Origin of the sequence: Kitasatospora kazusensis, assembly GCF_039529945.1 — a bacterium.
Classification (GTDB): domain Bacteria; phylum Actinomycetota; class Actinomycetes; order Streptomycetales; family Streptomycetaceae; genus Kitasatospora; species Kitasatospora kazusensis.
In genome coordinates this window covers 1-18,159 of sequence record NZ_BAAANT010000004.1, presented here as the reverse complement: position 1 = coordinate 18,159, position 18,159 = coordinate 1, and the positions used below count along the sequence as shown (strand labels likewise).

17 protein-coding genes are annotated in these 18,159 nt (G+C 72.6%); 6 read left to right on the top strand and 11 right to left on the bottom strand.

Translation table 11 applies throughout. From position 1 onward, the window contains the following. Positions 1-12: 12 nt before the first annotated feature. The 9 genes from ABD330_RS05060 to ABD330_RS05020 form a co-directional block, all read right to left on the bottom strand. Positions 13-543: a hypothetical protein gene (locus tag ABD330_RS05060; protein ID WP_344461158.1), complete on the bottom strand. Its 531-nt coding sequence runs from the start codon at positions 541-543 to the stop codon at positions 13-15. Beyond that, positions 536-1,807, bottom strand: coding sequence for a beta-ketoacyl-[acyl-carrier-protein] synthase family protein (locus ABD330_RS05055; RefSeq protein ID WP_344461156.1), 1,272 nt, complete (start codon positions 1,805-1,807; stop codon positions 536-538). Before ABD330_RS05055 ends, ABD330_RS05060 begins: the two co-directional genes overlap by 8 nt. Further along, positions 1,804-3,441: a class I adenylate-forming enzyme family protein gene (locus ABD330_RS05050; RefSeq protein ID WP_344461154.1), complete on the bottom strand. Its 1,638-nt coding sequence runs from the start codon at positions 3,439-3,441 to the stop codon at positions 1,804-1,806. The genes ABD330_RS05055 and ABD330_RS05050 overlap by 4 nt, the downstream gene beginning before the upstream one ends. 73 nt (positions 3,442-3,514) lie before the next feature. Beyond that, on the bottom strand, positions 3,515-4,027 hold the full coding sequence (locus ABD330_RS05045; protein WP_344461152.1) for a beta-ketoacyl synthase chain length factor: 513 nt from the start codon (positions 4,025-4,027) through the stop codon (positions 3,515-3,517). Beyond that, positions 4,024-5,157 carry a beta-ketoacyl synthase N-terminal-like domain-containing protein gene (locus tag ABD330_RS05040; protein ID WP_344461150.1) on the bottom strand — a complete coding sequence of 378 codons (1,134 nt, stop codon included), beginning with the start codon at positions 5,155-5,157 and terminating at the stop codon, positions 4,024-4,026. The genes ABD330_RS05045 and ABD330_RS05040 overlap by 4 nt, the downstream gene beginning before the upstream one ends. Then, complete coding sequence (locus ABD330_RS05035) at positions 5,150-5,413, bottom strand: acyl carrier protein (protein ID WP_344461148.1); 264 nt, start codon at positions 5,411-5,413, stop codon at positions 5,150-5,152. Before ABD330_RS05035 ends, ABD330_RS05040 begins: the two co-directional genes overlap by 8 nt. Then, a complete protein-coding gene (locus tag ABD330_RS05030; RefSeq protein ID WP_344461146.1) occupies positions 5,410-5,667 on the bottom strand; it encodes an acyl carrier protein in 258 nt (85 codons plus the stop codon). The genes ABD330_RS05035 and ABD330_RS05030 overlap by 4 nt, the downstream gene beginning before the upstream one ends. Positions 5,668-5,769: 102 nt before the next feature. Further along, a complete protein-coding gene (locus tag ABD330_RS05025) occupies positions 5,770-7,125 on the bottom strand; it encodes a class I adenylate-forming enzyme family protein (RefSeq protein ID WP_344461144.1) in 1,356 nt (451 codons plus the stop codon). Between the two features lie 255 nt (positions 7,126-7,380). Beyond that, the gene (locus tag ABD330_RS05020; protein ID WP_344461142.1) at positions 7,381-8,463 is read right to left on the bottom strand and encodes an alpha-hydroxy acid oxidase; all 1,083 of its coding nucleotides are present in this window, start codon (positions 8,461-8,463) and stop codon (positions 7,381-7,383) included. Positions 8,464-8,672: 209 nt separating this feature from the next. On the opposite strand from ABD330_RS05020, the gene ABD330_RS05015 reads away from it, so the two are divergent. From ABD330_RS05015 to ABD330_RS05000, 4 genes are all read left to right on the top strand, one after another. Next, complete coding sequence (locus tag ABD330_RS05015) at positions 8,673-9,263, top strand: TetR/AcrR family transcriptional regulator (protein ID WP_344461140.1); 591 nt, start codon at positions 8,673-8,675, stop codon at positions 9,261-9,263. 54 nt (positions 9,264-9,317) lie between these two features. Then, positions 9,318-11,633 (top strand): aminotransferase class I/II-fold pyridoxal phosphate-dependent enzyme, encoded by a 2,316-nt coding sequence (locus ABD330_RS05010; RefSeq protein WP_344461138.1) that lies wholly within the window; start codon positions 9,318-9,320, stop codon positions 11,631-11,633. Then, positions 11,630-12,397, top strand: coding sequence for an enoyl-ACP reductase FabI (gene fabI, locus ABD330_RS05005; protein WP_344461136.1), 768 nt, complete (start codon positions 11,630-11,632; stop codon positions 12,395-12,397). Before ABD330_RS05010 ends, fabI begins: the two co-directional genes overlap by 4 nt. 91 nt (positions 12,398-12,488) lie before the next feature. Next, positions 12,489-13,448, top strand: coding sequence for an acyl-ACP desaturase (locus ABD330_RS05000; RefSeq protein ID WP_344461135.1), 960 nt, complete (start codon positions 12,489-12,491; stop codon positions 13,446-13,448). An 87-nt stretch (positions 13,449-13,535) separates the two neighbouring features. On the opposite strand, the gene ABD330_RS04995 is transcribed toward ABD330_RS05000, so the two are convergent. Then, positions 13,536-13,760, bottom strand: coding sequence for a DUF5302 domain-containing protein (locus tag ABD330_RS04995; protein ID WP_344461133.1), 225 nt, complete (start codon positions 13,758-13,760; stop codon positions 13,536-13,538). Positions 13,761-14,068: 308 nt separating this feature from the next. Here ABD330_RS04995 and ABD330_RS04990 point away from each other — a divergent pair, with 308 nt between their 5' ends. After that, the gene (locus ABD330_RS04990; protein WP_344461131.1) at positions 14,069-14,890 is read left to right on the top strand and encodes an integrase; all 822 of its coding nucleotides are present in this window, start codon (positions 14,069-14,071) and stop codon (positions 14,888-14,890) included. A 200-nt stretch (positions 14,891-15,090) separates the two neighbouring features. Then, on the top strand, positions 15,091-17,091 hold the full coding sequence (locus ABD330_RS04985; protein WP_344461129.1) for a phosphocholine-specific phospholipase C: 2,001 nt from the start codon (positions 15,091-15,093) through the stop codon (positions 17,089-17,091). Positions 17,092-17,203: 112 nt separating this feature from the next. On the opposite strand, the gene ABD330_RS04980 is transcribed toward ABD330_RS04985, so the two are convergent. Then, on the bottom strand, positions 17,204-17,923 hold the full coding sequence (locus ABD330_RS04980; RefSeq protein WP_344461127.1) for a hypothetical protein: 720 nt from the start codon (positions 17,921-17,923) through the stop codon (positions 17,204-17,206). Positions 17,924-18,159 lie beyond the last annotated feature (236 nt).

Below are 18,159 nucleotides of genomic sequence, written 5' to 3'. Positions count from 1 at the left end.
ACTGTTGTGCTGTCACAGTGATTCGGGCGCGCGGCGGAGCTCCGCGCGGAACCGGCAGACCTCGCCGCCGGTGCGCTGGCACTCCACGCAGCTGTCCTCGACGTCGACCCGCAGCCCCTCGAACCAGCCCGCCCGCAACTCCAGGCAGGGGCAGTCGTAGCCGTCCAGCGTCCCGGCGGCGCGCAGCATCCGCAGCGCGAAGCTCTTGCTCACCACGGTCTCGAAGCTGTCCTCGTCGAGGACCTGCTGGGTCACCTCGGACATCGTCCCGGTGCCCATCAGCCGCAGTGCGGCGGCCACATGGCCGGCCAGCTCGTCGGGGGTGAGCCCGTCCCGGGTCACCGGGTTCGACCGGACGTGCCAGGCGGCCACCCGGCGGGCGACGAACTTCACCGCCTCCGCGTTGATCTCGTTGGCCGCGTCCTGGCCGAACCGCTTGAGGACGCCCTGGTACCAGCGCGCGTCGTGCAGCCACCAGAACTGGAAGACGTCGTCGGCCCTGGGCCCGGCCGCCGTCCGGTCGTGGACCCTGGTCTCAGCCATGCTCGCTGTACCGCCTCCGGCTGGTGCTCGGCGGGCCGAACACCAGGCTGACGTTGTGCCCGCCGAAGGCGAAGGAGTTGGACACCACGGCCGTCGGACGGACGGCCCGGGGGCCGCCGGTCACGTGGTCGAGCTCGCACTCCGGGTCGACCTCGTCCAGGTTGGCGGTCGGCGGCAGCAGGCCCTTGGCCAGCGCGATCGCCGCGATGCCCGCCTCGATCGCGCCGGTGCCGCCCAGCAGGTGCCCGGTGAGGCCCTTGGTGGAGCTGACCGCCGGGGCGTGCGAGCCGAAGACCGCCCGGATCGCCCGGGCCTCGGCGGTGTCGCCGATCTTGGTGCTGGTGCCGTGCGCGTTGACGTAGCCGACGTCCGAGAGGGCGATCCCCGCCCGGGCGACGGCCTTCTGCATCGCGCCCGCCGCGCCCGAGCCGTCCGGGCGGGGCGTGGTCGGCTTGAAGGCGTCGGTGGTGGCGCCCCAGCCGGTCAGGTCGGCGTACCCGACCGCCCGGCGGGCCTCGGCGTGCGCGGCCCGCTCGATCACCAGCACGCCGCTGCCCTCGGCCAGTACGAAGCCGTTGCGCCGCCGGTCGAACGGCCGGCTGGCCTGCTCCGGGTCGGCCCAGCCCTGCGCCAGTGCCCGGGCGTGCCCGAAGGCCAGCGCGCTGGTCGCGTTCAGCGGCGACTCGGCGCCGCCGCAGACGACCACGTCGGCCTCGTCCTCGCGGATCAGCCGGTACGCCTCCGCCACCGCGTGCGCGCCCGCCGTGCAGGCCGTCGCGATCGACGAACTGTAGCCCCGGATCCCGTGCTTGATGGCGATCCGGGCCGCCGCCATGTTGGGCAGCATCCCGGGCAGCATGTACGGGCTGACGGCCGTGCGGCCCCGGCTGACCCGGGCCAGGCTCTGGCTCTCGTACGTGGTGAGCCCGCCCGCGCCGCTGCTGACCACCACGGCGACCCGCTCCGGGGCCACGTCGCGGCCGACCTCCAGACCGGCGTCGGCCAGCGCGTCGTCGGCGGCGGCCATCGCCATCAGCACGTACCGGTCGACCAGGCGGCCCTCGCTGGGCGGCAGCACCTCGGCCGCCGCGATCTCCGGCGCCAGGCCCGCGAACGCCAGGCTGTCGCCCAGGTCGTGGCCGGCCGGGATCGCCCGGATGCCGGACTTGCCGGCGCAGAGCGCCTCGAAGACCTCCTCGGCACCCCGGCCCACCGGGGAGAACATGCCGATGCCCGTCACCACGCACTGCTCGGCGGCGCTCATGCGGCACCCACCGCGGTGAACAGCTCGCCCTTCAGGTACATCTCGCGCAGGGCCACCTTGCGGACCTTCCCGGTCGGCCCGAGCGGGAGCACCGCCGGGTCGATCACCAGCACGTCCCGGACGGTGGCGGCCACCTCGGGGGCCAGCGCGGCGAGCACCGGCGTGCGGTGGTCGGCGTCCCGGTCGGCGTCCTGGGTGAGCACCAGCAGGACGGTGCTGCTGGCCCGCCCGTCCTCGGTGGCGGCCACCACGGTGCACTCCAGCACCTGCGGGCAGTCCGCGAGGATCCGCTCCTCGCTGGCGGCGGTGTAGAGCCACTTGCCGTCGCCGAGCGGGACGGAGTCCACCATCCGGTCCAGGTGGTAGAAGTAGCCCGCCTCGTCCCGGTAGACCAGGTCGCCGGTGAGGAAGTAGCCGCCGCGCCGGGTGCGGTAGGTGGTGGTCGAGTCGTTCCAGTAACCCAGGGACAGGGTGGGCGCGTTGATGCCCAGCTGGCCCACCTCGCCGACCGGCAGCGGCTCGGCGTTCTCGTCCAGCACCGCGACGTCGGAGAAGGTGTGCGGGCGGCCGATGCAGCGGCCGTAGCGGTCGCTGTCGACGGTGTGGGTGATGAAGAACTGGGAGTGGCCCATCTCGGTCGAGCCGAGGCCGTCCAGGAAGATCGAGCCGGCCTTGCGGACCACCTTGCCCTGCTCGATGGCGTCCCGGCTGCCGACCGCGACCAGGCGGCGGACGTGCGCCTCGTGGGCGCAGTCGCCGGTGTTCCACCAGGCGCGGACCGAGGAGAGCTGACGCTTCGTCAGATCGTGGCCGGCCAGCTCGGACCAGACGGCGGCGAAGCCGAGCACGCTCTCGGGCTGCCACTGCTCGATGGTGTCGAGGACCGTCCCGCCGTCCGGGACGGAGACCAGCGCCAGCTCGATGTGGGTGGCCAGCGCCAGGTTGACCGCGATCACCGTCGCCGCGTGGGCGGTCGGCAACGCACTGAGGATGCGGTTCATGCCCTGCGGCTTGGGCAGCGAGAGCCGGTGCTTGACCGAGGCGAACAGGCTGCGGTGCGAGTGCGTGACGGCCTTCGCCAGCCCGGTGGTGCCGGAGGAGTGGGTGATCACCGCCGGGTCCTCGGCGTGGTGCCGGAAGACCGGGGGGGCGTCCTGCGGATCGCCCGCGCCGAGCACCGAGACCTCGTGCAGCTGCGCCGGGTCCACCCCGTTGGCCAGCAGTGCCAGGCGGTGCGGCTCGTCGGCCAGCACCGGCACCGCGCCGAACCGGACCTCGACGTAGCGGGCGGCGGTCTCGGCGGCCATGTTCCCGTTGACCAGGGCCGGGATGGCGCCGATCCGGGCCAGCGCGAGGAAGCTCAGCACCTGGTCGGCGGCGGTCGAGACGTAGACCGCGACCGGGTCGCGGGGGCGGATGCCCAGCCCGTGCAGTGCGGCGGCCCGGGCGGCGACCCGCTCACCGAGCTCGCGCAGGGTCAGCGGCTGCCAGGCGGGGTGGCCGTCCACCTCGGTGTCGAAGGTCAGGGTGGGGTCGTCCAGGCCCTTGCCGCGGCTGAGCAGCGAGGTGAGCACGTTGCCCGTGCCGAGGTCGGGATCCGCGGCCAGCCGGGCGCGGTTCCATGGTCCAGTCATCGGCTTTCTCTCTCCAGGTCGTGGGTCGGTGGGCCCAGGGGGCGTCCGGCGGTCCGCGGTGGCGGCCGGACCGTCAGACGGCCCCGAGCAGTACGGCGGTGGCCCGCTCGGACTCGCCGGCCGGGGTCTGTTCGACCACCAGGACCAGCACCTCGTCCGCGTCGCCGTCCGCCACCAGCAGCTCGGCGAGTTCGGCGGCGTCCTCGAACGGGTCGCCGGCCGGGCTGGTGCAGACCACCGGCCCGGTCAGGCCCCAGTGCGCGGTGATCCGGCCGGCGATCGAGTTGGGCACCGACTGGAAGAACAGCAGCGGCGACAACCGCCCGCCGTTGTCGACCAGTTCGGCCACCGCCTGGGCCGTCCCCCGGTCGCCGCCGGGGCTGACCAGCAGGACCGCGGTGCGTTCGCCGCGCTCCGCCGGGGCGGGCGCGGTGCCGTAGCGCTCGGCGAGGCAGCGGTCGGCGACATCGGCCGCCAGGGCGCTGAACGACGAGATGATGAATCCGGGGACGGGCGCGGGCGGGGTGCTCCCGGCCGTCCACTGCGCACTGCTCAAGGTCCGCAGCTTGCTGTTCACGGTCTTCATGCGCTCACCAGCAGGGCCGTGTTCGCGCCGCCGAAGGCCGAGTTGAGGCTCAGTACGTGCCGGGTGGCCGCCGTGCGCGGTTCGGTGACCAGGGCCACCGGGCAGGCCGGGTCGGGCTCCGGCCGGCCGGCGTTGACCGGCAGCCGTCCTTCGGTCAACGTCAGGACGCTGACCGCGAGTTCGACCAGGCCGGCGGCCTCCAGGGTGTGCCCGTGCACCGACTTGGACGAACTGAGCGGCACCCGGGCCGCGTCCGGGCCGAGCGCCCGGTGCAGCGCGGCGCTCTCCGCCAGGTCGCTGGCCGGAGTGCCGGTGCCGTGCGCGTTGACGTAGTCCACCTCGCCCGGCGCCAGGCCCGCCCGCCGCAGCGCGAGGCCGATGGCCCTGGCGAGGCCGGTGCCCTGCGGGTGCGGCTGGCTGACGTGGTGCGCGTCGCCCGCGCGGCCCCAGCCGGTCAGCCGGGCCAGCGGCACGGCGGAGCGCCCGGCGGCGGACGCCTCGCTCTCCAGCACCACGGCGGCCACCGCGTCGCCGAGCAGCATGCCCTTGCGGCCCGCGCCGAACGGCCGCATCCGGCCGTCCGAGGCGAGTGCCCGGGCGCTGTCGAAGAGCGCGAACCGGTCGGCCTCCAGCAGGTAGCCCGCCGCGACCACGACCCGGTCGGCCCGGCCCGCGGCGATCATCGCCGCCGCGTCCGCCGCGGCGGTGCTCGCCGCGACACAGGCGGTGGTGTACGAGCGCAGCGCCTGCCGCAGCCCGGTCGCGGCGGCCAGCCGGGCGCCGATCGCACCCGCCGCCAGCTCCGCCCGGTCCCGGCCGTCCGGCCGGGCCGCGGCCCGGTCCGAACTGCCCGCGAACAGCAGCGGGGTGGCCGCGCGGTCCGCGGCGGTCAGGCCGGCGGCCGTGCAGGCGCCGTCCACCACGCCGGTGAGTTCGGTCAACAGATCGGAAACGTCGGCGAGTTGGGCGCCGAGCTTGGCCCGCCGGGCGCCGGTGTCGAAGCGGTCCACCGGGACGAACGCGGCCGTCCCGGTGAACACCGCCTCGGCGAGCGCCGTGGTCCCGCGGCCGGAGCCGGTGACCACGTCCATGCCGGTGACCAGCACCGGCCGGGCGGTCGGCTCAGCCATCGCGCGGCCCGTCGGTGGCCGGCGCCGCCGCGAGGATCTCGGCCAGCACCTCGACGGCGCCCGCCACCCCGGACATCCGGGTCAGCTGGTCGTCGTCGAGGTCCAGCTCCACCTGGTGCGTCTGCTCGACCTGGTGGATCAGCCAGGCCAGCTCGATCGAGTCGATCTCCTCGGGCTGGTCCGCCGCCGGCCGGCCGTGGTAGGCCGCGAGCAGCTCCACCACGGCCTGCCGGTCGAAAGCTGCGGTGGTGGTCACTTCGCCACAGCCGCCGCGCGCTTGACGATCTCCTCGACCAGCCCGCCGAGCGTCATCAGGGCGAGCTGCTCGGCCTCGTCCTCCTCGAACTTGATGCTGTAGCTGTCCTCGATCTGGATCGAGATCTCGGCGATGGCGAGCGACTCCAGGTCGAGGCCCTCCGGGCCGAGGTCGGTCTGCGGGGTGACCTCGCTGATGTCGTAGTTCATGTCCGCCAGCACTCCGGTGAGGAACTTGTAGACGTCGTCAAACATGGCTTTTCCGTTCTTCTGTGGGCCGTCCGGGGCTCTCCCGGGCAGTCGTGGGCCGCCGGAGGATCTCTCCGGACGGTCGGTGGTGGTGGTCTGTGTCGCGGCTCAGTGGCCGGCGGCGGCTGCCGAGTGCAGCGCGCGGGGGTCGCGCACCGGCTTGCCGGTGGCGGTGCGGGGCAGTGCGGTCAGGGGCCGCAGCAGCCGGGGCCGCTTGTACGGCGCCAGGGCGTCCGCGAGGGCGGCGTCGAGTCCGGCGGCCGCGTCCGGGCCGTCGAGCACCAGGTAGGCCTTGATGACCTCGTCGAAGACCACCACGGCGTCCTGGACGCCGGGCAGCCCGGCGATCGTGCGCTCGACCTCCAGCAGGTCCACCTTCAACCCGCCGACGGAGACCTGGGAGTCCAGCCGGCCCTGCACGGTGAGCAGTCCGGAGCCGGGATCGAGCTCTCCGGCGTCCTTGGTGCGCAGCAGGCCGTCGGCCCAGCGGGCCGGATCGGTCAGGCCCACGTACGGCGACTCGTCGGTGGCGACCAGGATCTGGCCGTCCTGGATCCGCACGCCGAGGCCCGGTGCGGGGGCCAGGTGCGGCCGGTGCGCGCCGAGGATGTCGGTGGCGATGACGCCGGTCTCGGTCATCCCGTACATGGTGCCCAGGGTGGCCGGGTAGGCGGTGGTGAAGTCCGTCCAGAGCTGGTCGGGTACCGCGTCGCCGCCGGTGATCATGCCCCGGAAGTGCGGGAGCGCGGGCGGTTGCCGGACGCTCGCCAGGATCTGCGCCTGGACGGGCGCGCCGATCACGGTGGTGGGCCGGGGGTCCGCCGCGATCGCGGTCAGGATGCCGTCGACGGTGGTCCGGGCCGGGATGACGATCTCGGCGTGCCGGTGCAGGCTGTGCAGCACCCCGCCGACCAGGCCGAGCACGTGGACGGTGGAGGCGAGCACCACCACCCGCTCGCCCGGTCCGGGCAGACCCGGGATCAGGGTGTAGCGCTCGATCTCCTCGGCCAGGCTCCGGGCGGTCCGCCCGATCACCTTCGAGGGCCCGGTCGAGCCCGAACTGAGTTGCAGCAGCACGTGGTCGGAGACCGCCGGCCGCCCCTGGCGGGCGGTGACCACCGGGGTGACCCGGTGGAAGCCCTTGAGGCTGCCGTGGACCGGTTCGAGCGCCTCCACCAGGAACTGCGGCGCCAGCCGGTCCAGCGCCCGGGCCACCTCCGCCGGGGCCAGCCGCACGTCCAGCAGGAGCGCCTGGGCGCCGAGCCGCCAGGTCGCCAGCAGCACGGAGATGCCGGCCAGCGAGGGCGGCAGCCGCAGCGCGACGGTCGACCCCCCGGTGACCCCGGCGGCCGCCAGTTCTCCCTGCTGTTTGCCGACCAGTTCACGCAGGCCGGCCCGGTCGAGTGATTCGTCCAGCGTCAGGCAAGGCTCGTCCCCACCGCCGGCCAGCAGTAATTCGTCCACCCAGGACACCACATGCTCCCCAAAGCAATATCGTGGCAACAACGCACCGTGACAATGTGCGGAAGAAGGCGCAGATGAATAGCGCACATAATTCTGGCAGAATGCTGAGAAAATACCGGGAATCTGGAACCCGCCCCCGCAGGCCCGGCTGCAATCTCCGTGCTCATGCAGCCTAACAAATAACTATCCCAAGTCAATGCCGGGAAATATGTTACGCGCCGGTATGTGTTGCGGTGCTGTGAATATATCTGGACGCTACCCGGCGGTGATGAACGAGCGGTTGATGTCGGATGTCAGAGGGCACCCCGAGAGCACCATCGCCTCGGTCAGCTCCGCCCGCAGCAGCTCCAGCAGCTCCGCGACCCCGGCCGCGCCGCCCTGGGCCAGCCCCCACAGGACCGGCCGGCCGATCAGCGCGAGGTCCGCCCCGAGCGCCAGCACCTTGAGGACGTCCGAGCCGTGCCGGATGCCCCCGTCCACCACCACCGGACACCGCCCCCCGACGGCGTCGACGATCTCCGGCAGCGCGTCGGCGCTCGCCACCGCGCAGTCCAGCTGCCGGCCGCCGTGGTTGGAGACCACCACCCCGGACGCGCCGTGGGCCACCGCCAGCTCGGCGTCCTCGGCGGTCAGGATGCCCTTGATCAGCAGCGGCAGGCTGGTCCGCTCGCGCAGCCAGGCCAGGTCCGCCCAGGTGATGCCCGGGTCGAACTGCTCCCGGGAGTGCCGTTCGATCGAGGACGCGCCCTCGCTGTGCCGGTGCGCGGAGGCCGTCAGCGAGCTCGGCAGGTTCACCGCCCCGATCCCCTCCGGCACGGTGAACCCGCTGCGCGAGTCGCGCGGCCGCCGGGCCACCTTGGGCGCGTCCACCGTCAGCACCAGGGCGCTGAAGCCCGCGGCGGCCGCCCGGTCGGCCAGCTCGACGACGGCCGCGCGCTCGCGCAGCCAGTAGAGCTGGAGCCAGAGCGGGCTGCCGGCGGCCGCCGCCGCGATGTCCTCCAGTGTGCGGCTGGCGAACATGCTGACGGTGAGCAGCGTGCCCGACGCGCCGGCCGCCTCGGCGGTGGCCACCTCCCCCTCCGGGTGGGCCAGCCGGTGGTAGGCCATCGGCGCTATGCCCAGTGGCGTCGCGAGCGGCAGCCCGAGCACGCTGGTGGACGGGTCGCAGGCGGACACGTCCACCAGGAACCTCGGCCGCACCCGCAGTCGCTCCAGCGCCTCCCGGTTGGCCCGCAGGGCCGACTCGCTGCCGCTGCCCCCTTGGATGTACCCCCATACGTCGTCCGCCAGCCGGGCGCGTGCCGCGGCCTCGAACCCTGCGATGTCCAGTGAACCCACGTGTCCCTGTCCCCCCAGTACGGCCGGCCTCGGGCTGTCGAACCCATGCCTTGTGACCGCACGGTCGTTCACTTAGTATCATGGAGGCTCCGCAGTCGGCGGGTCAAGGACCGATCGGGCGTGTCGCCGGCAATGGTCGGGTCCGAGCCGTTTCGGGGGAGCGGGGACCGGTGGACGGGCGTGTCGAACGAGGTAATCAGACCCGGCGGATGGTACTGCAGCGGGCGGCGGAAATAGCCTCGATCGAAGGGCTGGAGAATCTCTCGCTGGGTCGCCTGGCGACCGAGCTGCGGCTCAGCAAGAGCGGAGTGTTCTCGCTTTTCGGCTCCAAGGAAGGGCTCCAGCTGGCGACCGTCCGGGTGGCCATCAAGTTCTATCTGGAAGACCTTCTCAATCCCAATAGGAGAATTCCGGACGGCGTTGTCAAGCTGTGGAGTCTGTGCGAGAGTTGGCTCCAGTACTCGAAGGGCCGGGCATTCCCCGGCGGGTGCTTCTTCTTCGCGACCGCGGTCGAGTTCTCCGCCCGGTCGGGGAAGGTCCGTGACCTGATCGCCGGCACCCAGCGCGAGTGGATCACGCATGTGGAGCAGATGATCGAACGCGCGGTGGCGGTCGGCGAACTCGTGCCGGAGACCGACGGTGCGGTGCTGGCCTTCGAGCTGATCGCCCTGCTGGACAGCGCGAACGGCACCTCGCTGCTGCACGACGACGACAGCGCCTACACCAAGGCGAGCACGGCGATCCTGAACCGGCTGCGGTCGGCCTCCACCGACAAGTCGCTTCTGCCGCAAGCCGTCTGACCGACCGTAAGCCGTCTGACCCACCGTACGGCCACCATTCCAACGGAGAGTTCGATGCCACTCGACCCGCAGGTCCAGGCTCTGCGCGCCGCCAAGGCCGCCGGTGAGAGCCGCCCGCTGTACCTGATGGAACTCGCCGAGGCGCGCCGGGACGACCTGGCGCAGATCCAGGCCGCAGGCGGCGACGTCGATCCGGTCGCCGAGCTGCACGAACTGGAACTGCCGGGCCCGGACGGCCCGTTGCCGGTCAGGATCTACCGGCCCGAGGGCGTCGGGCCGTTCCCGGTGCTGGTCTACTTCTTCGGCGGCGGCTGGACGCTGGGCAGTCTGGACACCTCGGACGCGATCTGCCGCAGCCTGACCAACCGCACCGGCTGCCTGACCGTGTCGGTCGGCTACCGGCTGGCCCCCGAGCACAAGTTCCCGGCCGCCGTGCACGACTGCCACGCCGCCGTGCGCTGGACGGCCGAACAGGCGCACCGCTTCGGCGGCGACCCGTCCCGGCTCGCGGTCGGCGGGGACAGCGCGGGCGGCAACCTGGCGGCCGTGGTGAGCCAACTCGCCAGGTCAGGGCCCGAGATCTCCGCCCAGCTGCTGGTCTACCCGAACACCGACCACGGCTCGCGGACGGCCTCGCTGGCCGAGAACGACGACCCGCTGTTCTTCAACTCCCGCTCGGTGGACTGGTACTGGGGCCACTACCTGGCCGACCCGGCCGACGGGGCGTCCCCGCTGGCCTCCCCGCTGCTGGCCGAGGACCTCACCGGCCTGCCGCCGGCGCTGGTGATCACCGCCGAGTACGACCCGCTGCGCGACCAGGGCGAGCAGTACGCCGAGCGCCTGCGCGAGGCCGGGGTCCCGGTGGAGCTCACCCGCTACCCGGGCATGATCCACGGCTTCTTCGCGATGTCCGGCGTGCTGGACGCGGGGCAGCAGGCCCTCGACCAGGCGGCCGGCTTCCTCCGCCGTACGCTGACGCCGGCCGATCCCGTGCCGCCGGCCGCGACCGCCGCGACCGTGACCGTGACCGCAGTGCCCGTGACCGAAGCGCCCGCGCCCGTACTGCTCCGGCAGAGCGAGCTGCACGCCTCGCTCTCGGATCCGGTGCTCGACGCGATGAACTTCCTCAACGAGGTCACCACCCGCTACCCCGAGGCGATCTCCTTCGCCCCGGGCCGCCCGTACGAGGGCTTCTTCGAGGTCGAGCAGATCCAGGGCTACCTGGACAGCTACCTCAAGTACCTCGGCGAACTCGGGCACAGCCGCGACGAGATCCGCACCAGGCTGTTCCAGTACGGGCGCACCAACGGCCAGATCCACGAGCTGATCGCCCGCACCCTGCTGAACGACGAGGGCATCAGCGTGCCGCCCGAGTCGGTGGTGGTGACCGTCGGCTGCCAGGAGGCGATGCTCCTGACGCTGCGGGCACTGTTCGCCGGGCCGGACGACGTGCTGCTGGTCAGCTCCCCGGCGTACGTCGGGATCACCGGTGCCGCCCGGCTGCTGGACATCGAGATCGCGCCCGTCCCGGAGGAGGCCGACGGGGTGAGCGCCGAGGCCGTCCGCGAGGTGGCCCGCCGGGTCCGGGCCGAGGGCAAGCGCCCGCGTGCCCTCTACCTGGTGCCGGACTTCGCGAACCCCTCCGGCGGCACCGTCCCCACCGAGACGCGGCACCGGCTGCTCGCGCTGGCGCGGGAGGAGGACCTGCTGCTGCTGGAGGACAACCCGTACGGCTTCTTCGTCCGGGAGGGTTCGCCGCTGCCCACCCTCAAGTCGCTGGACCGTGAGCGCCGGGTGGTCTACCTCGGCTCGTTCGCCAAGACCGCCTTCCCCGGCGCCCGGCTCGGCTACCTGGTCGCGGACCAGGAGGTGGCCGGCCCGGACGGGCGGCGCGGCCTGCTGGCGGAGCAGCTGTCGAAGATCAAGAGCATGACCACGGTGAACACCTCCTCGCTCAGCCAGGCCGTGATCGGCGGGCTGCTGGTCGAGCAGGACTTCAGCCTGCGCAGCGGCAACGCCCAGGCCGTCGAGTTCTACCGGACGAGTCTGCGGACCCTCCTCGCCGAGCTGGCCCGGCACTTCCCGCCCGAGCGGCACGCCGAGCACGGGGTGAGCTGGAACCGGCCGGCCGGCGGCTTCTTCGTCGTGGTCACCGTCCCGGTGGTGGCCGACCAGGCGGCGCTGGAGCGCTCCGCCCGGTCCTTCGAGGTGCTGTGGACACCGATGGGCGACTTCTACCTGGCCGGCGGCGGCACACACCAGCTCCGGCTCTCCTGCAGTTACCTCACGCACGACCGGATCGCCGAGGGCGTCCGCCGGCTGGCCGCCTTCCTGGCGGCCGAAACAGACCATGGGAGCAACGGGCAATGAGCGGACTACTGGCGGGCAAGCGCGTCCTGGTGACCGGGGTGATCACCGAGTCCTCGATCGCCTTCAAGGTCGCCCGGCTGGCCCAGGAACAGGGCGCCGAGGTGGTGCTGACCGGCTTCGGACGGCTCAGCCTGGTCGAGCGGGTGGCCGCCCGGCTGCCGAAGCCGGCCCCGGTGGTCGAGCTCGACGTCACCGACCAGGCGCAGCTGGACTCGCTGGCCGAGCGGGTCCGCGCGCACGTGGGCGGCCTGGACGGGGTGGTGCACTCGATCGCGTACGCGCCGCCGGCCGCACTCGGCGGCAACTTCCTGGCGACCGACTGGCCGGACGTGGCCACCGCTGTCCAGGTGTCCGCCTTCTCGCTGAAGGCGCTGGCCATGGCCGCCCGGCCGCTGCTCGGCGACGGCGGCTCGATCGTCGGGCTGACCTTCGACGCGAACTACGCCTGGCCCAACTACGACTGGATGGGCGTCGCCAAGGCCGCCCTGGAGGCGACCTCGCGCTACCTGGCCCGCGACCTGGGCGGCGAGGGCATCCGCTGCAACCTGGTCGCGGCCGGCCCGGTCAAGACGATGGCCGCCCGCTCGATCCCCGGCTACTCCGGCTTCGAGGAACTCTGGGACGCCCGCGCCCCGATCGGCTGGGACCCGTCCGACCCGGAGCCCACCGCGCGCGGCGTGCTCGGCCTGCTCTCCGACTGGTTCCCGAAGACCACCGGCGAGATCGTCCACGTCGACGGCGGGCTGCACGCGATCGGCGCGTAGTGGCTGGCCGCCCGCCCTTCACCGGGGGCAAGCCGCCCGCCGTGCAGTACCCGGGGGCGTCCCCGCAGATCCTCGGAGAGAGAGAACCCCGATGACCATGCTTACCGAAGCGGCTGCCGAGCACGCGGAGACCGCACTGCTCCACGAGTTGCAGCCGGTGGTGGCGGAGAACCTCGACCGGCACCTGGCGGTGGCCAAGGAGTGGTTCCCGCACGAGTACGTGCCGTGGAGCGACGGCCGGAACTTCGAGGGCCTGCTGGGCGGCGAGCCCTGGCGGCCGGAGGAGGCCAAGCTGCCCGAGATCGCCCGGACCTCACTGGTGGTCAACCTGCTCACCGAGGACAACCTCCCCGGCTACCACTTCGCCATCGCCCAGTTCGGCAAGGACGGCGCCTGGGGCAGCTGGGTGAACCGCTGGACGGCGGAGGAGGCCCGGCACGGCACCGCGATCCGCGACTACCTGCTCGCCACCCGCGCGGTCGACCCGCGCGCCCTGGAGCGGGTCCGGATGGACCACATGTCACTCGGCTACGACCGCCCGGACGGCTTCAGCGCGCTGCACGCCATCGCGTACGCGGCCTTCCAGGAGCTGGCCACCCGGATCTCGCACCGCAACACCGGCCACTTCAGTGAGGACCCGATCTGCGAGGCGCTGCTCGCCCGGGTCGCCGCCGACGAGAACCTGCACATGCTCTTCTACCGGAACCTGGTCGCCGCCGCGTTCGAGATCGACCCGGACCGCACCATGCGGGCGGTCGCGGACGTGGTGACCGGGTTCGAGATGCCCGGATCGACGATCAAGGACTTCGGGCGCAAGTCGGCCCAGATCGCCATCGCCGGCATCTACGACCTGCGGCTGCACCACGACGACGTGGTGCAGCCCGTCCTGCGGCAGCTCCGGGTCTTCGAGCGCGGCGGCCTCGGCCCGGAGGGCGAGGCCGCCCGCGAGGAACTCGCGGTCTTCGTCGCCCGGCTGGACAGCTCGGCGAGCTCCTTCGTGGCCCGCCGCGAGGCCATCCGCCACGCCCGAGCGGCCCGGGCGGGCGCCTGAACCCCGCCCGGGTACGACGCCGGGGGCCGGCCACACCCTGTGGTGCGGCCGGCCCCCGGCGCTGCGGCAACGGGTGATCCGGCCGGATCAGCCACCGCTCTTGCGGCGGAAGTTGCGCTTCGCGGCGGCCGCGCCGTGGGCGCCGTGGATCTTCGAGCCGTCCGCGTTGGCGCCGCCGGAGCCGTCCGTCTTCGACCCGTGCTTGCGCTCCAGGGCGGCGAGGAACTTGGCCTTGACATCGTCCTGGGCGGCGGCGGGCGCCTGAGCCTCGGCGTTCTCGGGGCTGTCGGGTGCTACTGCGTCGCTGCTCATGCAGACCTCCTGGGCGGGAAATGGTGCCGTGTGGCCTCCACACACACCTTCCCACGTCCACCACCCCCCGGCGCACGTTGACCGGCCCCGCGGGATCACCGTTCAGGACGGGGTACCCCCCCAGGGGCGCGGGGTCACCGTTCAGGACTGGGTACCCCCAGGGGCGCGGGGAACTGCGCGAAACGGGAGTGACGGTGGTGCACGGTTGATCGCGCAGTTCCCCGCGCCCCTGCTCTGGTTGCCCCTGTGCACACGGTTATCCCTGCAGGAGGCTGTGCGCGGCCGCGCAACACCCGCACACTGGCGTGATGCAGGTACAGCTCGCGGCTGAGCCGCAGGATCCGGGCCGGACGGGTGAGGACTTCGCGGCGGCCTCGCCGGAGGCGTTGGTGCTGCTCGACGGGTCGAGTGCGCCGGAGGGGATGGAGTCCGGGTGCAGCCACGGCACCGCCTGGTACGTACGCAGGCTGGGCGTGCACCTGCTGGCCCGGCTGACCGACCGTTCCGACCGTTCGATCGCCGAGTGCCTGGGTGACGCGATCGTCGAGACGGCGGCGCTGCACGGTGGGCGCTGCGATCTGGCGCACCCGGGCACCCCGGCGGCGATGGTGGTCGCCGCCCGGTTGCACGGCGGCTCGCTGGAGTACCTGGTGCTCGGCGACTCGATGCTGGTGCTCCAGTTCAAGGACGGCTCCGTCCGTCCGATCGGTGACAACCAGCGTTTCCCCGGCGGGGACGAGCTGCGTCGCCAGGTCTGGGCGACGGTGCCCGGTTCTGCGGAGCGTGCCGCGCTGCACCTGCGGTACGTGTTGGCGGTCCGGGCCGTCCGCAACACCGGGCACGGCCCGTGGATCGCGGCGGCCGTCCCGAAGGCGGCGCCGCACGCGGAGACCGGATTCGTCCGGCTCGACGACCTGCGCGCGGTGGCGGCGCTGACCGACGGCGCGGCGCGTTGGACGGAGCGCTTCGGCCTGGGCAGCTGGTCGGACGCCCTGCGGCTGCTCGGCGAGTCGGGACCGGTGACCCTGATCGGCGAGGTCCGGGCGGCGGAGCGGACCGACCCGCACTGCGTGCGCTGGCCCCGGGGCAAGGCGCACGACGACGCGGCGGCGGTCTACGCCCGGATCTGACCCGGCGGCAGCCGCCCGGTCGGCACCGGCCGACGGTCGGCGGCGGCTCCTGGGGGCTGTGTCCGCGTTACCGCCACGACCCGATCAGTTCACTGCGCGAGGGTGGTCCGGCCTGGGCTCGCTGGGGAGACTTGTCCAGCCAAGTCGAGCCAGGTTGTACAGACAACTGAGGCTTGCTCTGTCGTCCCCAAGGAGCTCAGGTGGAACCCCTTTCGCGACGCAAGTTCATCAGCATGGCGGCCGCCACGGCCGGGGCGGGCGCCACGATGGCCGCGCTGCCCCAGTCGCTCCAGCAGGCGCTCGCCGCCCCCGCCGTCTCCGGCACGATCGACGACGTCCAGCACGTGGTGATCTTCATGCAGGAGAACCGCGCCTTCGACCACTACTACGGCACGATGAACGGCGTCCGGGGCTTCGGCGACCGCAACGCGATCAAGCTGCCCGGCGGCAAGTCGGTGTTCTACCAGCCGTATTCGAACTCCGACGGCTACATCCTGCCGTTCCGGATGAACACCGCGACGACCAGCGCGATCTGCGCGAACGCCCCCGCGATGAGCTACCCAGTGGACACCGGGATCTTCAACAAGGGCAAGTACGACTCCTGGAACACCGCCCGCACCCCGGGCCTGGGGATGGGCTACTTCAACCGTACCGACCTGCCGTTCTACTACGCGCTGGCCGACAACTTCACCATCTGCGACCACTACTTCTGCTCGACGCTGACCCAGACCAACCCCAACCGGCTGCACCTGTTCACCGGTTCGAACGGCCTGTCGGTCGGCCAGTCGGCGACGCTCGACAACACCGAGCCCGCCGCCGGTTTCAGCTGGACCACCTACGCGGAGCGCCTCGAAGCCGCCGGGATCAGCTGGAAGGTCTACCAGCAGAGCGACAACTTCGACGACAACGCCCTGGCCTGGTTCGCCAACTTCAAGAAGGCGAAGCCCGGTTCGGCGCTGTACGACAAGGGCATGGCGACCGTCCCCGACCTGGTGCAGGCCTTCGGCGACGACATCGCGAACGGCACGCTGCCGCAGGTCTCCTGGATCGTCGCCCCGGCGAACCTCTCCGAGCACGCCAACTACAAGCCCGCGTACGGCGAGGATCTGACGGCCCGGCTGCTCGGCGTGCTGGCTGCCGATCAGGCGACCTGGTCGCAGACCGCGTTCATCCTCAACTACGACGAGAACGGCGGCTTCTTCGACCACGTGCCGCCGCCCGTCCCGCCGGCCTCCTCCTCGCAGGGGATCAGCTCGGTGAGCACCACCAGCGAGGTCACGGCGGGCCAGCCGATCGGGATGGGCCCCCGGGTGCCGCTGATCGTGGTCTCGCCGTGGAGCCGTGGCGGCTACGTCAACTCGCAGGTGTTCGACCACACTTCGGTGATCCGCTTCCTGGAGCAGCGGTTCGGCGTGCACGAGCCCAACATCAGCGCCTGGCGGCGGGCGGTCAGCGGCGACCTGACCTCGGCCTTCGGCTTCGCCTCCCAGGACACCTCCTTCCCCGCGCTGCCGGACACCAGCGCGTACGTCGGCTCGGCGGACACCGAGTGCTCGACGCTGCCCGCGCCGACCGTCCCGGCCGTGCAGTCCCTCCCCGCCCGGGAGGCCGGCACCCGGCCGGCCAGGGCGCTGCCCTGGCAGCCGAACGCCGTCGGCCGGACGGACTGCTCGGGCGGCAAGTTCTGGATCGACATGACCAACACCGGTACGGCGGGCGTCGTCTACTACGTCTACCCGAACGCCTACCGCACCGACGGCCCGTGGATCTACACGGTCGGCGCCGGTGCGAAGGTCTCCGACTACTGGTCCGCCGGTTCGCCCACCGGCGCGTACGACCTCTCGCTGTACGGCCCGAACGGCTTCCAGCGCCGCTTCAAGGGCAACCGCTCGGTCTCCTGCGGCAGCGGCGTGGCCCAGCTGGAGGTGGCGTCGAGCTACGACACCGCCGGCAACCGGCTGAACCTGACCTTCACCAACAGCGGCGGCGCGGCGGCCACCGTCACCGTCACCGACGGCGCGTACGGTACCGGCGGCCCCTGGACGTACGCCGTACCGGCCGGTGGCAACGTGAGCGCCGCCTTCGCGACCGCGCAGGGCTGGTACGACCTCACGGTCACCGCGAACACCTCGGACGGCTTCCTCCGCCGCCTGGCCGGCCACCTGGAGAACGGCGCGGACAGCATCAGCGACCCGGCGTAACCACTCCGCCGGCAGCCGCCGTGGTCTGAGCAGACGTCAACCGCTGGGCCCGGGAAGCCTCCTGGGCCCAGCGGTTGACGTCGTTCCGCTCGCAGTACCTCGTCACCCCGGGTTACGCCGTCGGACCGGACGCTCCCGGCCCGGCCGGTGCGGCGAGACGGATGCGCCGGCTGTTGCGGAGCAGGACGCCGACGGCGGTGGCCAGGGCCAGGAAGGCAAGGACGACACCGCCGTTGCGGAGCAGGTCGTGGGCGTCGGCCGGGGCGCTCCGGTAGAGGGGCGGGGCGACCATGACCGTCCAGGGCAGGACGGCCAGCGCGATGCCGCCGGCCCGCAGGCCGTCGGTGTCCGGACGCCCGAGGTGCTGGAGGAAGGCGAAGCTCAGCACGAAGACCGGCCAGGCGGTGGAGGCGTCGAGCAGGGCCTGCTGGTAGGGCGTGAAGACGATGTTGCCGTAGTCGGCGGGCCAGGTGCCGAGCCAGAGGACGGCGATGCCGCTCATCGGCAGCGCGATCGCGAGGGCGCAGGCCATCGCCCAGGACCGGCCCCGCGTCGAGACGTCGACGGCGTCGGGCGGTGCGACCAGCACCAGCACACCCAGGACGGCCCAGAGCCCGAGCAGGTCCATGTGCTGGGTGAACGCCGCAGTCGGGTGGAACTGCGCCGCCACGGCGACGCCGGTCCGGGCCACGAGACCCACCAGGACGAGGGCTCGGGCCGGAGCCCAGCGGCCGAGGGTGACGCACAGCAGGGCGAGGACCCAGGGAGCGGTCTGCGCGGCGCCCACCGCCGAGCCCGTGGCGGGGCCGGGAAGCAGGGCGCTCGTCAGCAACTGGACCACGCTCAGCGCGGCCCCGCCGGCCAGCAGGAACGGCGCGGCACCGGAGACGACCCGGCCCGCGGGGTCACGCGAGCTGAGCCGGGTGCGCAGCCGCAGCGCGTGTGCGGCGAGGACGGCCCACTCGCGCAGAGGGCAGGTTCTAGCGATCCCCGCAACACCCTGGATTCAGGGAGTTGCGGGGATCGTGGATTTTGAGGGCTTGAAGGCGAGGTTCTTCGAGGCGTTGG